We start from the raw sequence: 14656 nt of genomic DNA, 5'->3' as shown, positions 1-14656 counted from the left end.
CCGTCGGCGGGGGCAGTCCAGCGGCTTGTCGACGGGCAGGGGGGCGTGTGGACATCGCTGAACGGGTGCACGATCGGGTGCCGGACAACCGGCCCCATTTCTTCTTGTCCTACGCCCACACTCCGCCGTGGGGGCCGGACAGCGGAGATCCGGATCACTGGGTGCATGTTCTGTACAAGGATCTGTGCAGTCACATCATGGCGCTCACCGATCTGCCGGCCGGCTCCGCCGTCGGCTTCATGGACCGGGAGATGCGCTCCGGAGAGGGCTGGCCCGAGAAGCTGAGCGAGAACCTCGCCACCTGCCGGGTGTTCGTGCCGCTCTTCTCCCCGCGCTATTTCACCAGCGAGATGTGCGGGCGGGAGTGGTTCGCCTTCACCGAGCGGATGCTGCACGCCAAGAGCACCGGCGCGGGCAGTGTGTCGGCCATCGTGCCCGCCCTGTGGACACGCGTCGAGTTCTCCGAACTCCCCGACTCCGTACGCCACATCCACCTGGACAACTCGGGCTTCGGCGGCCGGTACGCGACCAACGGGATCTACGGGCTGATCAAGCTCAACCGGTTCCGCGACGAGTACGAGGAGACCGTGCTGGGCCTCGCCGAGCGCATCGTGCGGGTCGCCCGGGAGACACAGCTGCCGACCGGCCGCCTCCGCGACTACGAGACCACCCCCAGCGCCTTCAAACCGCGCGGCTCCGGTCCCCGGCACATCCATCTGACCGTCGCCGCCCCCACCCGCGACACCGTCCCCGACTACCGCGACCCCCACCCGTACGGCGACGACGCGCTGAGCTGGAACCCGTACCACTCGGAGTCCACCCGGCCGCTGTCCGCGCTCGCCGAGGACCTCATCCGCTCCCTGGACTACCGGGTGACCGTCGCCGACTTCGACGACGAGGACACCGGCGACCCGGCACCGGCCGGGTCCGCCGTGCCGGAGCCGGAGCCTGATCCGGAGGCCGCGCGGCCCGGGATCCTGCTCGTCGACCAGTGGGCGCTGACCGACGAGGAGCGCCGGCGCAGACTCAAGACCTTCGACGCGGCCGCCCGCCCCTGGGTGAGCGCGATCGTGCCCCGCAACCGGACCGATCTGCAGTGCCGCAGCGACGAGGGACAGCGTCTGGCCGACGAGCTGGAACGGTCGATGCCGACGATCCTGGAGCGGGCGCGGCGCGGGGACAGCCGGATCGCCGTCAACGGCGTACCCACACTGAACGCGTTCACCAATGTGCTGCCCGCCGTGGTGGCACACACCACCCGGCAGTACCTCAAGCACGCCGAGGCCAGGCTGCCGCAGGCCCCGCACGTGCCCAGACTCCGACTGACGGACCCGCCCGGCCCCGATGCGGGAGACGACCACCAAGGAGAGGCATGACGCCCGCCAGGGACGGACGCATCATCACCTTCTACTCGTACAAGGGTGGCACCGGACGCACCATGGCGCTGGCCAACACGGCCTGGATCCTCGCCGCGAGCGGCAAGCGCGTCCTGGCCGTCGACTGGGATCTCGAGGCGCCGGGCCTGCACCGCTTCTTCCACCCGTTCCTCGACCCCAACGCGCTCACGGCGACCACGGGCGTCATCAACATCCTCCAGGACTACGCCTGGGCGGCCACGGACGGCGCCCGCCGCACCGGGGCCTGGCATCGGGAGTTCGCGGACGTCGAGCAGCACGCCGTCTCCCTCACCCCCGAGCGACTGGGCCTGAACTTCCAGGACGGGGGCTCGCTCGACTTCCTCTCGGCGGGCCGCCAGTTCCGCGCGTACTCGGCGACGGCCTCCTCCCTGGAGTGGGACAACTTCTACGACCGCCTCGGCGGCGGCGCCTTCCTGGAGGCGCTGCGCGACAGCATGAAGCAGTCGTACGACTACGTCCTGATCGACTCGCGCACCGGGCTGTCGGACACGGCGGACATCTGCACCCTGCAGATGCCGGACATGCTCGTGGACTGCTTCACGCTCAGCGACCAGTCCCTGGACGGCGCCGCCGAGGTGGCGCACAGCGTCGGGGACGAGCACCGCAAGCGGCGGATCCGGGTGCTGCCCGTGCCCATGCGCATCGACGAGGGCGAGAAAGACAAGGTCGACGCCGGCCGCGCCCTGGCCCGGCTGAAGTTCATGGGGCTGCCCAAAGGGCCGAACGGCGAGCAGCTGGGCGCCGAGGAGGCCACCGCCTACTGGGGCAGCGTGGAGATCCCGTACCGGCCCTACTACGCGTACGAGGAGACGCTCGCCACCTTCGGCGACGAGACCGGCGACCCCAAGTCGCTGCTGTCCGCCTTCGAGCGGCTGACCTCGGTGATCTCCGACGGCGAGGTGACCGGACTGCCGCCGATACCGGAGTCGGTGCGGCTGCGCTGCCGCGACGCGTTCATCCGGCGCCGGCCGCCGACCGTGGCGGCCGAGATGGTCGTGGCCTACGCGGCGGAGAACCGCATGTGGGCGGACTGGGTCGGGTCACTGCTCCGGCGGGCCGGCTGCAACGTCACCCTGCACGACCTGTCCGGCGGCCCCCTGGACCGCGTCAAGCCCGCCACCCGCACCCTCGTCCTGCTGTCCAACGCCCTCCAGCGCTCCCGGCACGCGGAGACCGTCCTGTCCTCCCTGATGTCCGCCGAGACGGCCCCGGGCGCGCCGGTGCCGGTGCGCGTGGACGAGGTGCGGCTGCCGGAGGCGTACCTGGACCGGGGCGGCCTGGTCGATCTTCAGGGGCTCGACGAGACGGGGTGTGCCACCGTCCTCCTCGAGGCGCTGGAGCTGCCCGGGCAGCTGCCGGACGGCGGGCCGGCCGCGCCCCGGTTCCCCGGGCAGACGCCCAAGTTCTGGAACGTACCGCAGCGCAACAGCACCTTCACTGGACGCGGGCAGATCCTGGAGCAGGTGCGCGAGCAGCTGCGGGGCGGCATGTCCGTCGTCCTGCCGCAGCCGCAGGCGCTGTTCGGGCTCGGCGGCGTCGGCAAGACGCAGATCGCCCTCGAGTACGTGCACCGGTTCATGGCGGACTACGACCTCGTGTGGTGGGTCGCGGCGGAACACGTCGACGACGTGGTCGCCTCCCTCGCCGAACTCGGCGCCCTCATCGGCGCGCCCGGCGGCGAGGACATGGCGCTGGCCAGCCAGGAGACCGTGCACATGCTCTCGCGCGGGATCCCCACGGAACGCTGGATCCTGGTGTTCGACAACGCCGACGCGCCTGAGGACCTCACCGGCTACTTCCCCACCGGCAGCAGCGGGCACATCCTCGTCACGTCCCGCAACCAGTCGTGGTCGCAGCAGGGGGCGACGCTCGCCGTCGACGTCTTCCTGCGCCGCGAGAGCGTGGAGCACCTCTCCCGGCGGGCTCCCGGCCTGACCGCCGACGAGGCCGACCAGGTGGCCACCGCGGTCGGCGACCTGCCGCTGGCCGTGGAACAGGCGGCGGCCTGGCTCGCCGAGACCGCCACCCCGATCTCCGAGTACCTGCGCCGGCTCACCGAGCAGACGGCCGCGGTCCTCGCGCTCAACCAGGCCGCCGACTACCCCGAGACGGTCGCCGCGACCTGGAACATCTCCATAGAACGGCTGAAGGAACGCTCCCCCGCCTCGGTACGGCTGCTCCAGCTGTGCGCCTTCCTCGCACCCGAGCCGATCTCCTCGCAACTGCTCTACAGCAAGGAGATGATCGACGCCCTCAAGCCGTACGACCCCGCCCTCCAGGAGAGCCTGCTGCTCGGCCGGGTCATCCGGGAGATCGGCCAGCTCGCGCTCGCCAAGGTCGACCAGGTCTCCAGCTCCATCCAGGTGCACCGGCTGGTGCAGGCCGTGATCCGCTCGCAGATGACGGAGGAGGACCGGCGCACCGCCCGGCACATGGTCCACACGGTGCTCGCGGGCACCCGGCCCGACGGTGACGAACCCATCGACGACCCCGAGTCCTGGCCGCGCTTCGGCGTCATATGGCCGCATCTGGCCGCCTCCGACATCCGCAACTGCACGGAGGCGGACCCGCGCAGACTGCTCATCGACCGCGTCCGGTACCTGTGGAAGCGCGGCGAGTTCCCGCGCGCCCAGCTGCTCGCCGAAGACCTCCTGGCCCACTGGAAGCCGATGCTGGGCGAGGACGACGTGCAGTACCTCTACCTCCAGTGCCAGCTCGCCAACGTCCTTCGCTCTCAAGGGCGTTACGTCGAAGCACAGGAGATCGACGAGGATCTGCGCGACCGCCAGCGACGCGTCCTGGGCACCACGCACCCGCACACGTACGTCACCACCTCAAGCCTCGCCAGCGACCTCGCCGCCCTCGGCGAGTACACCAGGGCGGTGGAGCTGGCGAAGGAGGCGCACGAAGGCTTCAGCCAGATCTTCCACGAGTCGCACCCACGCACCCTCAACGCCGCCAACAACCTCGCGCTGGCCCTGCGCATGGTCGGCAACTACGGCGAGGCCCGACAGCTCGACCAGCAGACCTACGACCGCCGTACCGAGGTCCTCGGCCCCGAGCACCCCTACACGCTGGCGTCGGCCGACAGCCTCGGCCGTGACCTGCGCGAGGTGGGCCGGTACGCCGAGTCGGTGACCGTGCTGTCGAGGGCGTACCAGCAGCACAAGCGGATCCTGGGCAAGGAGTTCCCGGGCACGCTGCGGTGCGCCAAGTCGCTCGCGGTGTCCCTGCGCCGGGCCGGCCTCTTCGAGGACGCGCTGCGGCTGACGTCGGCGACCATGGAGCAGTACCGCATGCAGTACGCGACGGCCACCCCGGACTCGCTCGCCTGTGAACTCAACCTCGCCGCCGACCTGTTCGCGGCCGGCGACCGGCAGGAGGCGCGCAAGGTGGCCCAGCGGGTGCTCGCCGAGTACGTGAAGGTCCCCGGCGAGGCGCACCCCTACACCCAGGCCGCGATGAACAACCTGGCCATCTTCCACTGGGGTTGCGGCGACGCGGAGCAGGCCGAGGCCGTGTTCCGCAGGACGATCGAGCGGATGACGGAGGTGCTGGGCGACCACCACCCGCACACGCTGTTCTGTTCCGCCAACTACGCGATCGTGCTGGCCGAGACGGATCGTCTGGAGGAGGCCTGGGAGCTGGAGAAGCGCGCCGTGGACAGCCTGCGGGGTCTCCTCGGCTCCCAGCACCCGGAGACCCTGGCCGTCGTCAGCAACAGCGCCCTCACCCTCGCCGGTCTCGGCCGCACCGACGAGGCCCGGGTCCGCCGCGGAGAGGCCGTGACCGAACTGGAGCGCCAGTTGCGCCAACTCGGCGAGAACAACGGCATCACCAACCTCGTGACACTCGAACGGCGGGTGTACCGGGATCTGGAGCCGCTGGCGGTGTGAGGGGGCGTTGCCACGGGGGCCGTCGCGGCCGCCTCAGTCGCGCGGCGTGCCCCGCAGCAGCCAGTCCAGGACGTCGGGGAGGGCGCGCAGGGACGCGAAATGCGCGGCCTTCGGCTCCAGGACGGCCTTGGCGCGTGGAATGCGCGCGGCCAGCCACGAGAAGTGGGAGGCCGGCGAGAACACGTCCTTCGCGCCGTGCCACAGCAGCACCGGCACACCGATGTGCGCCGGATCGAAGCCCCACGGGCTGGTCAGTGCGATCGCGTCGTCGATCCAGCCGTACGGTGACGTGCGCAGCGCCTCGTGGTAGTTGCGCAGCAGCATCGACCGGATGCTGTTGTCGGAGACGATCAGCCGGTCCTCGTCGGTCAGGTCGGATCTCAGCTCCTCCAGCAGCCGCGCCGGGTTGCTGCGGATCGCGGCCGAGCGCGGGATGATCCCGGCGGCGTACCCCTCCGGGTCGGTGAACGCCGTATGGAACTCACGGACGTTGAACGGCGCCATCCCCGCGAACCAGTCGAGCCCCTCGGCGTCCCTCGGCGCGAGCCCCACCAGGGCGGCGGCGCGTGTCACCCGGCCGGGCAGGATCGCGGCGCAGGCGAGGGCGTGCGGTGCCCCGCCGGAGCGGCCGGCCACCGCGAAGCGTCCCAGTCCGAGGGCGTCGGCGACGGCGGCGACGTCCTCGACGACGTCCACGACCCGCCGTCCGGCCATACGGTCCGAGTCGCCGTATCCCGGCCGGTCGAAGCTGATGAGTCGGGCCCCGCGCTGGTAGAGGAACATCGGCCGGGGCCGCGGTCCGACCCGGCTGCCGGGCATGCCGTGCAGCAGGAACACCGGTCGTCCCCGTGGATCCCCCGAGACCTCCACGCTCAACCGTCGTCCACCAGCCGTCCGCACCAGGTCAGGCACCGCCGTGTCCCCCTCCCGCGCCCATGCCCGGGACCACGTTGCACGACACTTGCCCATACGCCCAGAGCGTGAAACGAGCGGGCAGGTCGACCGGTATGGAACAGGGATCGGCTCGGTCGGCGCGGGCCGGCTGTTCCTGCGATGCGCGTGCCGCGCCGGAAGCCGAACACACGGTTCGCGAACGTCCTGTGGGCCGTCGTGCCGCCGTTGGGCGCCTCCGTCGGCGCACTGGCCCTGCTGGCGGGCTATACCGCGACCGGCGCGGCAGGCGATCCGCCGCCCGACATCAGAGTCGTCGCCGCACGAGTCCTCGCGGCGCCCTCGGGCTCCGGCTCCACCCGCGCGTACTTCGCGATCCGCAACACCGGCCCGACGAGGGACACCCTGCTGTACGCGGACTCACCGGAACTGGGTATCAGCATGCTCCGCCGTACGGTGAACCGTGGCGGAGCCGAGGACACGGAGACCGTGGGAGCCGTCGACGTTCCGGCGGGCGGCACGGTGCGCATGGCCCCCGGCGGGCTCGGCGTCGTGATCCTGGATCCGCCCGTGCTGAAGGCGGGACAGAAGGTGTCCTACGACCTGTGGTTCCAGCAGAGCGGGAAGGTCGCCGTCCGGGCGACCGTGGCCGAGTCCGAGGCCCAGCCGGCGAAATGATGCCCGATGGCCGCCGGGGCGACGGCTCACTGGGCCGGGCTACCGGGCACAGTTCAGCGTGCGTGAACTCGACGTCTCGCCCACGGAGTACCGCCGTCTCCGCAACGACTTGCGGAGCCTGTCGATCAACGTCGTCGCTCGTCTCGCCGACGTGCCGAACCCGGATGTGGTGATCGTCGGTGGAGGCCCGGGTCAGGCGGAGCAGATGTCTGACGGGAGCCTGCACGAATGGTTGCGAGCGGTCGACCGGACCCCTGCGTGGACGGCGTCCGTCTGCACGGGGACCCTGATCCTTGCCGCCGCCGGAGTCCTCGAAGGTCGTCGGGCGACGACCCACTGGGGTGCGCTTGAGCATCTCGCCGAGTTCGGTGTGACGCCGGCGAACGAGCGGGTCGTCATCGACGGTCACTACGCGACCGCGGCAGGCGTCTCGGCGGGCATCGACATGGCGTTGACCCTCGCTGGTCTGATCGCGGGCGGCGACGTGGCGCAGGCCCTTCAGCTCCTCATCGAGTACGCACCGGAGCCGCCTTACAACTCGGGATCCCCGGACTCTGCTCCAGCGGAGGTCGTTCACGCTGTTCCCGCCCGGCTGACCTGCTGTCGGACGTGGGGCGCAAGAACGGCTGGACGATGACCGAGCGGGCCTGGCACGCCACCCCGCACCGGATCCGCCGACGAGGATGAGGATCTCGACGTCCTCGAGGGACCGGCTGCTGCGGTGCGGGAGGTGGCCGGGAGGGCCCTCCCGGCCACCGGCGCTCCGATCCCGTCGACGGTGACGGCAGGGGGCGGACTCCTCCGGGCGATGACCTGCACACACGTGACCGGTGCGCATCCCGGCCTTCTTCTGATCGCCGTGGCGCCCTGCGGCTGCTCTGGGCGGCGCCGCTGTCGGCCGTGGTTCAACACAAGGCGGCGTGCAGGGCAAGGGCGGCTTCCACCGCATGAACTGGCGAGTCCCGCTGGTGCTGACCTGGGCCGGAACCCGGGGCGTCGTGCCCCTGGCGGCGGCCCTGTCCATCCCCGAGACCACCGAAGCGGGCGCGGCGCTCACGGACCCCCCCTGGTCCTCGTCCTGACCACGCCGGTCGTCGTCACGCCCGTCGTCCGGGGCTTCACCCTCGCTCCCGTCGTGCGCCGCTCGGCATCGCCCTGGAGCCCGACCACACCGAGCACGTGGAAGCCTTGCCCGATGCCGCCTCGCGGGCATCCGCCGGCTGGAGGAGCTCTCGGACCTCGAAGCCGTACCGGAACGTCGTCCTCGACCGCCTTCGCCGGGGCCGTAGTCCGAGGGCCGTCAGCAGCGCTCGGCGAGCAGCAGAGCGCCGGCCCACGGCAAAAGCCCGTCCACCGCCGACCTGCCTGCCCGCTCGGACGCCGTGAAGTGGGCCCGGTTGATGTATTGCCTTGTCCAGCACGGTCATCCACGCCCCGAAGTGCGCGTTGGACTGGTGGACGGCGTACGTCTCCACTGTCTTCTCGGCTGCCGCCCGCTCCCCGGGGAAGGTGATGTTGTCGAGCTCGCGCCGGAACTCGCCGGTGAAGCGCAGGTCCTGATGGTCGGACTCGTACGCACGCCAGGTGGCGGCCAGTTGCGCGTCGTACGTCGCGAGGTGCGCGCCCTGGATGCCGTCCAGGAAGAGCAGCGGGCGCGCCGGCTTGGTCATGGCGGCACGGTAGCGGCCGGCCGCGGTTGTCTCCTGGCGTTCGACGACGCTCCTGAGCGCCTGATCTAAATCGAACGGGAGCTCACCGAACGTACATCCATGTGCACTCCCAGTTCGTCTTACAAGGGAAGTCCGCTGCCCTTGGAGGATCCGATGCACCGACGCCTCGTCACCTTAGCCATCACTGTGGCCCTTTGCGGCACCACGCTGGCCGCCACCGCCACGTCCGCCTCCGCCGCCACACCCCTGGCTGTCGACTGCCGCAGGGTGAAGTGCGTGGCCCTCACCTTCGACGACGGGCCGGTCACCGACACCCAGCGGCTGCTGCGCATCCTGAAGGACCAGAACGTCAAGGCGACCTTCTACCTCGTCGGCAAGAACGTCCAGAACCACCCGTCGACCGTGCGCGCCGCGGCGCTCGCCGGCCACCAGATAGGCAACCACAGCTGGGACCACGCCAACCTGACCAATCTCAGCGCCGCGAAGGTCAAGTCGCAGCTCTCCCGTACGGACACGGCGATCAAGCAGGCGACCGGAAAGAAGCCCACCACGTTCCGCGCCCCCTATGGCGCCCACAACGCGACTGTCCGCAACGCGGCCGGTCGACCGCTGGTGCACTGGAGCGTCGACACCCTCGACTGGAAGTACCGCGACACCGCCAGGATCATCAGGACTGTCAAAGCGGAGACCAGGCCCGGGGACATCGTCCTCCTGCACGACATCCACAAGACAACGGTCAACGCCGTGGAGGGCATCATCAAGGGTCTCAAGGCACGCGGCTTCCACTTCGTGACCGTCGACCAGCTCTTCGCACCCAACCAGCTGCCCGCCGGGAAGGTCACCTACCACAATCGGGGTGCCTACCGGCCGTGATCAGGGGCATGGGTCGGCGCCGTGGCAGGAACACGCTGGGGTCATGGATTCCGAAGGCGGCATGACCCCACCTGCCCTCGCCAAGCCCTTGGGTGGCGGCCCTCTCCCCTCACCCTGGGGCCATGTCGCCCAAGCCGCCGCCGTGCTCGCCGCGGGCATGGGTACCTCGTCGGCGCGCTCGGGGGCATCCTGGTCCCCGCGCTGGTCCGGTCGCCGATCCTGCTGCGCGTGTCCTTGCTCGTACTGACCGGCACCCTGGCTGCGATGCCCGCCACCCACACCACGGAGGTGTGGATCGCGTTGCGCCTGCTGGCGGGAGTGGCCGGCGCCCTGATCTTCGTCATCGCGGTCAGCTCCCTCGCACGGCCGTCGCCACTCTCCGCTGACGCGAGGCCGACGCCGGGCCTGTCCCAGAGACGACGCCCCCGCGCCCACAGCGATGACCAGCCCCCGGAAGCACCCATCTCCGCCCTTTTCCAACCCGGCCAAGCCGACCGCCCGCACCGAAGAGCAGAATGACCCGTGGACGTCATGGGAGCCGGGAGGATGCATGGGTGCGGACAGTGGAGTGGACTTGATCCACATGGCCGCTGCGGACAGTAGTGTCCGGCTGCGGGTGTTGGGCCGGCACCGGCCCGGGGAGACGCCGTACAACGACTACCTCGACGCCGAACTCACCGTCGCGAGCGGCTTCGCCACAGGTCGCCTCAAGTTCTCCCTGTCCCCCGAAGACCTGGACGCCTGGTCCGTGGCTCTCGACAAGCTGGCCGCGGGCAGGGGCATCTACTGGCTGCGCAACCCCGAGATCCGGATCGACCTCGACCGGCAGTTCTCGGAGTCCGTACCCATCGTCACCGTGGCGGATGACGAGTCCGTCTCCTCTGTCAGCGTCTGGATGGACGTGGGGCAGGGCTGGATCGATGACCTGCGCGATCGGTTCGACCTGGTCAGGCGCACCTGGCTGATCAAGGGGGGCACGTCCTCTCGTCCACGGATCCACTGGCGCTGAACATGATCGTCCGGTCCGGGTCAACGGCCCGCGCCCTCGTCGACGACGTGTCCGCCGGCGCTGAAGACGGCCGGGACAAGGAACGTCGCCGCTCGTCGGTGTTGACCTTCGAGTTGGTTGAAGCCCGATGATGACGCGGTGCCGAATGATGAGCTGATGCCGATCGGGGCCTTCGCCCAACTCAGTGGTCTGACCTCCAGCGCGTTGCGGTTCTACGCCGACTCCGGGCTCCTGCCCCCTGCCGAAGTCGACCCGGTCTCGGGCTACCGCTACTACAGCAGCGATCAGGTGGCACGGGCGGCCAGGCTGCGTCAGCTCCGCGAGCTCGCCATGCCCCTCGCCGCTGTCGAGGCTGTACTGGATTCCGGGGCTGACGAGGCGTTCCGGCTACTCGATGACCATGTCGCAAAGGTCGTTGGGGATGCGGCGGCCGTGCAGCAGAAGGCCGCTGTCATCAAGTCGGCGTTCGGCAACGTGCCAGGTCTTCCGATCACGGTGGTGAAGGGTCCCGTGCTGGCGGATGCGGTCGAGCAGGTCCTCACCGCGACCGCGCATGAGCCCGGGATGCCGGCACTCGCCGGCCTGCGCGTCGAGGCAAGTCATGAGGCGGTCACCTTGACCGCCACGGACCGTTATCGGCTCTCCACTCGAACCCTGGTGCCGGCTGAACCACCGAGGCAGACGTGGGCCGGCACAGTCAACGGCGACGAGCTGCGGGCCGCGGTCACCGGGATCCGCCGCAGTCCGCTGGTGCGACTGGAAGCGGTGCCGCACGGCATCTGGTTCCGCGTGGCCGAGCGGGAGGATCGGCATTGCCGGTTGTTGTCCGAGGAGTTCCCCGACCATCGACTGATGCTCGCGTCACTGAGCGAGGTCACCACTCGCGTGACGGTCTCGAAGGATCTGCTCCTGCGAGCCCTGGAAGAACATCCCGGCGAGCGCGTCGCGCTGCACGTTGCCGACCATGGCGTGAACGTCGCGTCAGCGGACGACGAACACCACCCCGGCATCCCGCTCCTCGCCACCGCGACGGGCCAGGCCCTCCGGATCTGGTTCGAGCTGACCACGCTGTATCCCGCCGTCAGCACCGCGATCGGCCCCGACGTCATGCTCGACCTGCGAGGACACGACCAGCCCGTCACCATCCGCTCCGCCGACCGCGGTGATCTCACCACTCTGGCCATGCCCATCAAGCCCGACCACTCCGAGAGGACGACGACGAGGAACAGTCCATGAGCACCGCGACAGGTGTCTGCTCTGCGGGCCAGGCCGGACGAGCCCGGCTTCACCGACCGGTGTCGGGCTCCTGCTCGCCGTTGTTGCCGGCGCTTTGGTAGCGGGCCAGTTCCCATGGGTCGTGCGCGGAGAAGAGTTCGACCTGGTCACCGTGGTCGCGGATCAGCTCGCGGAGCCGGGCCTGGGTTCCGAGGCGCAGGTCGGGATGTACCTGGGAGCGGGTCTGGACGATGTCCAGCAGGGGGTGGGGTTCTTTCAAGTCCCCCATTTCGCGGTGGTAGTAGTAGGCGTCGCCGCAGTGGAGGAGCCACCGGTCGCCGTTCTGAACGGCTACTCCGGTGTGGCCGGCGGTGTGACCGCCGAGGGGGACGAGCTTGATCTGGGGCGGGAGTCCCTTCGGCTGCACGGCGTTGAAGCCGAACCACTGCTCGCCGGGCTCGGGGTCGTAGGTGACCCAGCGGGGTTCGTGTGCCCAGTGGGCCGGGCGGTAACGGTAGTTGGGCGCCTCGTCGCGCACGGCGTCGAGTTCGGCGGCGAGCAGGTGGATCTGGGCGTCGGGGAAGTCGGGAAGGCCGCCGCTGTGGTCCACGTCGAGGTGGGTCACGATGATGTGGCGGACGTCGGATGGCGCGTACCCCAGCCGGGCGACCTGCCGGAAGGCCGTCTCCTCCTCGTCGAGCGCGGGCTGTGCCGTCTCGACCCATTCGGCGCCGAGCGACCTGACCGGGTCCCGGACGTCGTCGAGGCCGAGCCCGGTCTCGACCAGGACCAGGCCGTCGGCATCGGTCTCGATCAGCAGACAGTGGTTGACCGCGGGTGCGGGTCGCGGGCCGTCGTACGTGGCCTCGATCGTCCGGACCGATCCGCAGTTCAAGTGATGGATCTTCATGGCGACTAGGCTGCGACTTGAAGCGCGGTTCAAGTCAAGGGGGGCGCGGATGAATGAAGTGCTGTTGGACATCTCCGAGGTCGCGCGGCGGTCCGGGCTGGCGCCCTCGGCGTTGCGGTTCTACGAGAGGAAGGGCCTGATCGCCGCGGCGGGCCGCAATGGTCTGCGCCGTACGTACCAGCCGGACGTGCTGGATCGCCTGGCGCTGATCTCGTGTGCGCGCAGCGCCGGATTCTCGATCGCGGAGATCGACCGCTTCCTCGTGGCACGGCCCTCCGACGCGGATCTGCGCGTCCGCATGGGTGCCAAGGCCCACGATCTCGACGAGCAGATCGGTCGGCTCGTGCGGCTTCGTGACAGCTTGCGGCATGCGGCCGTCTGCGAGCACGAGCCGATCGTCGACTGTCCTGATTTCAAGCGGGCCGTCGGCAATGTGTCCGTGCCGGACGGGGCGAGGTGCGAAGCGGCACGTAGGTGAATCTCAGAGGGGGGTAGTGGGCGTGCTGGGTGGCGAGGTCACCCAGCGGGTGTATCGCCGTCGACACCTTCACCGCCGACAGCGCCGGATCCGGGGTGGTCTCCATCCTCACGGCCGCTCCGGTCAACTTCCCGTAGCAGCCCCCCGTCCGGGCTCAGCGCCCCGGCCGCCTGAAGTGGGCGTAGGGCGGATACGGCTTGAAGCAGATCATCACCTCGAAGGGGTGCCCGCCGCCGGGCCCCTGGACCAGCGTCGGGAGCGCCGCCATCAGGGCCATTCGGCCTTTGGCGACGCCCTTCTGGCGCGGGCCCCAGCCCGCGGCTTCGGCGAAGTACGTGGCGGTCTCGGCGAAGACGTCCCGGCTGCCGAACAGGAAGAACGTCCGGGCGTGGGTGGCGTGCCGCAACTCGTCCCGGAAGTCGGCCCGCTCCCAGCGCTCTCGCCAGTGGGCGGCGTCCCGGGCGGTGCGCGCCTCGTCGGTGCGGACGGTCAGCGGCGTGCCGTTCACCAGCTTGCGCCGCAGCTCGGGCCACTTGCTGGGGCGCAGGCCGAGCGAGTGGTGTACCAGCACGAGGTCCACCAGCTCACCCACGCCCTCGTCCGGCGGAACGCCGTCGCGCAGCGGCACGTGGACGATCGTGTGCCGGGAGTAGGCGGCGAAGGAGAACAGTCCCGCGAGCCCGTTCAGCCCGTCGTGGTCGCCGAGCAGCAGGCCGACGGGCTCGGGGGCGCGCAGTGAGGTGTGGCGAAGAGTCCGCCGGGGCTGGACGACACGGTGCTCGTACGGCCCGGTCCGAGGCCTGAACTGGCGCAGCCTCAGCCGCATACGGAGTACCTCATGACCCCAGGATCGCGGGCGGCAGCTCTGCTCGGCAACGGAGATTCCGCCCAGCGGGCTCCCGGCCTGCGCCGACGAGGTCGGCCGCCCCCGCGGGCCGGTGCACGGCCTCGTCGAGCGACCGGCCGTCCCCGTCAGTCGTCCAGTACCGCCAAGGCGTCGATCTCCACGAGCAGTCCCGGGGGAGCTGCATCTAGACGGTGGTGCGGGCGGGGAAGGGCTCGCCGACGGCCGCCGCGTACGCCTCGTTCAGCTCGGCCAGGTGGGCGGGATCGGTGAGGTACACGCGGAGCATCACGACGTCCTCCAGGCCCGCGCCGCCCGCCTTGAGTACGGCGGTGACGTTGCGCAGGGTCTGCACGGTCTGCTCGGCGACGGCGGTGCCGACGACGTCGCCGGTGTCCGGGGCGAGCGGGGTTGCCGGTCCTCGCGAACCGGACCCAGGTGTCGTGTGTGCGGGCGGCGAGATCCGCGGGGGGCTTGTCGGGGCCGAGCAGGGCGGCGGGCCCGTGCGGTACGGGGAGGTGCGCGAGGTCGAAGACGACGGGCAGCTCGACCGCGTGGGTGGCGCCGAGCTCTCCGTCCAGGGGCTGGGAGCGCCAGGCGAACTCGTAGGCGTAGGTGGCGGACCCGGGGTGGGCGGCGTGTGCGCCGGCCAGCTGCCCGCGCCGAACAGCGCGTCGCCCATGATGGCGGAGCGCAGCTCGCCGAAGGAGGCCTCGGGGCGTGCCCCGCAAGGCCTGCCGCCCGCTGGTACATGCGCTCAACCCCCACCGCGCC

At 70.5% G+C, this 14656-nt stretch carries 14 protein-coding genes and 2 pseudogenes; 10 read left to right on the top strand and 6 right to left on the bottom strand.

All coding sequences use genetic code 11. The annotated features are described in order from the left end of the window. Nucleotides 1-47: 47 nt before the first annotated feature. Nucleotides 48-1376 carry a TIR-like protein FxsC gene (locus ACIRF9_RS21090; RefSeq protein ID WP_403824169.1) on the top strand — a complete coding sequence of 443 codons (1329 nt, stop codon included), beginning with the start codon at nucleotides 48-50 and terminating at the stop codon, nucleotides 1374-1376. Continuing rightward, nucleotides 1373-5314 carry an FxSxx-COOH system tetratricopeptide repeat protein gene (fxsT, locus tag ACIRF9_RS21085; RefSeq protein ID WP_403824166.1) on the top strand — a complete coding sequence of 1314 codons (3942 nt, stop codon included), beginning with the start codon at nucleotides 1373-1375 and terminating at the stop codon, nucleotides 5312-5314. The genes ACIRF9_RS21090 and fxsT overlap by 4 nt, the downstream gene beginning before the upstream one ends. 33 nt (nucleotides 5315-5347) lie before the next feature. Here fxsT and ACIRF9_RS21080 read toward each other — a convergent pair whose 3' ends face one another. Continuing rightward, nucleotides 5348-6226 carry an alpha/beta fold hydrolase gene (locus ACIRF9_RS21080; protein ID WP_403824163.1) on the bottom strand — a complete coding sequence of 293 codons (879 nt, stop codon included), beginning with the start codon at nucleotides 6224-6226 and terminating at the stop codon, nucleotides 5348-5350. Nucleotides 6227-6367: 141 nt separating this feature from the next. Between ACIRF9_RS21080 and ACIRF9_RS21075 the strand changes: the two genes are divergently transcribed. From ACIRF9_RS21075 to ACIRF9_RS21065, 3 genes are all read left to right on the top strand, one after another. Further along, on the top strand, nucleotides 6368-6883 hold the full coding sequence (locus tag ACIRF9_RS21075; protein WP_403824160.1) for a copper chaperone PCu(A)C: 516 nt from the start codon (nucleotides 6368-6370) through the stop codon (nucleotides 6881-6883). Between the two features lie 58 nt (nucleotides 6884-6941). Then, nucleotides 6942-7520 (top strand): DJ-1/PfpI family protein, encoded by a 579-nt coding sequence (locus ACIRF9_RS21070; protein WP_403824158.1) that lies wholly within the window; start codon nucleotides 6942-6944, stop codon nucleotides 7518-7520. 283 nt (nucleotides 7521-7803) lie between these two features. After that, the gene (locus ACIRF9_RS21065; protein WP_403824155.1) at nucleotides 7804-7965 is read left to right on the top strand and encodes a hypothetical protein; all 162 of its coding nucleotides are present in this window, start codon (nucleotides 7804-7806) and stop codon (nucleotides 7963-7965) included. A 36-nt stretch (nucleotides 7966-8001) separates the two neighbouring features. Here ACIRF9_RS21065 and ACIRF9_RS21060 read toward each other — a convergent pair whose 3' ends face one another. Next, the gene (locus ACIRF9_RS21060; protein ID WP_403824152.1) at nucleotides 8002-8553 is read right to left on the bottom strand and encodes a hypothetical protein; all 552 of its coding nucleotides are present in this window, start codon (nucleotides 8551-8553) and stop codon (nucleotides 8002-8004) included. A 153-nt stretch (nucleotides 8554-8706) separates the two neighbouring features. On the opposite strand from ACIRF9_RS21060, the gene ACIRF9_RS21055 reads away from it, so the two are divergent. From ACIRF9_RS21055 to ACIRF9_RS21040, 4 genes are all read left to right on the top strand, one after another. Then, entirely contained in the window at nucleotides 8707-9426 is a 720-nt protein-coding gene (locus ACIRF9_RS21055; protein ID WP_403824149.1) for a polysaccharide deacetylase family protein, read from the top strand. Between the two features lie 21 nt (nucleotides 9427-9447). Then, nucleotides 9448-9945: a YbfB/YjiJ family MFS transporter gene (locus tag ACIRF9_RS21050; RefSeq protein ID WP_403824146.1), complete on the top strand. Its 498-nt coding sequence runs from the start codon at nucleotides 9448-9450 to the stop codon at nucleotides 9943-9945. Further along, nucleotides 9866-10435 carry a DUF5959 family protein gene (locus ACIRF9_RS21045; protein ID WP_403824143.1) on the top strand — a complete coding sequence of 190 codons (570 nt, stop codon included), beginning with the start codon at nucleotides 9866-9868 and terminating at the stop codon, nucleotides 10433-10435. The genes ACIRF9_RS21050 and ACIRF9_RS21045 overlap by 80 nt, the downstream gene beginning before the upstream one ends. A gap of 138 nt (nucleotides 10436-10573) precedes the next feature. Further along, nucleotides 10574-11671 (top strand): MerR family transcriptional regulator, encoded by a 1098-nt coding sequence (locus tag ACIRF9_RS21040; protein WP_403824629.1) that lies wholly within the window; start codon nucleotides 10574-10576, stop codon nucleotides 11669-11671. 49 nt (nucleotides 11672-11720) lie between these two features. Here ACIRF9_RS21040 and ACIRF9_RS21035 read toward each other — a convergent pair whose 3' ends face one another. Then, nucleotides 11721-12560: an MBL fold metallo-hydrolase gene (locus tag ACIRF9_RS21035; RefSeq protein WP_403824140.1), complete on the bottom strand. Its 840-nt coding sequence runs from the start codon at nucleotides 12558-12560 to the stop codon at nucleotides 11721-11723. Nucleotides 12561-12609: 49 nt separating this feature from the next. Between ACIRF9_RS21035 and ACIRF9_RS21030 the strand changes: the two genes are divergently transcribed. Further along, nucleotides 12610-13038, top strand: a complete 429-nt coding sequence (locus ACIRF9_RS21030) for a MerR family transcriptional regulator (RefSeq protein WP_403824138.1) — start codon at nucleotides 12610-12612, stop codon at nucleotides 13036-13038. Between the two features lie 154 nt (nucleotides 13039-13192). On the opposite strand, the gene ACIRF9_RS21025 is transcribed toward ACIRF9_RS21030, so the two are convergent. The 3 genes and pseudogenes from ACIRF9_RS21025 to ACIRF9_RS21015 all read right to left on the bottom strand — a co-directional run. After that, nucleotides 13193-13864, bottom strand: a complete 672-nt coding sequence (locus tag ACIRF9_RS21025; protein ID WP_403824135.1) for a hypothetical protein — start codon at nucleotides 13862-13864, stop codon at nucleotides 13193-13195. 146 nt (nucleotides 13865-14010) lie between these two features. Then, nucleotides 14011-14345: pseudogene (locus tag ACIRF9_RS21020) on the bottom strand (RidA family protein). Then, nucleotides 14248-14606 (bottom strand): annotated as a pseudogene (locus tag ACIRF9_RS21015) (carboxylesterase family protein); the annotation flags it as partial. The pseudogenes ACIRF9_RS21020 and ACIRF9_RS21015, both read right to left, overlap by 98 nt. Nucleotides 14607-14656: the final 50 nt, after the last annotated feature.

Source organism: Streptomyces sp. NPDC096132 (assembly GCF_044763345.1).
Classification (GTDB): Bacteria; Actinomycetota; Actinomycetes; order Streptomycetales; family Streptomycetaceae; genus Streptomyces.
This window is presented reverse-complemented; position numbering and strand designations above follow the sequence as displayed.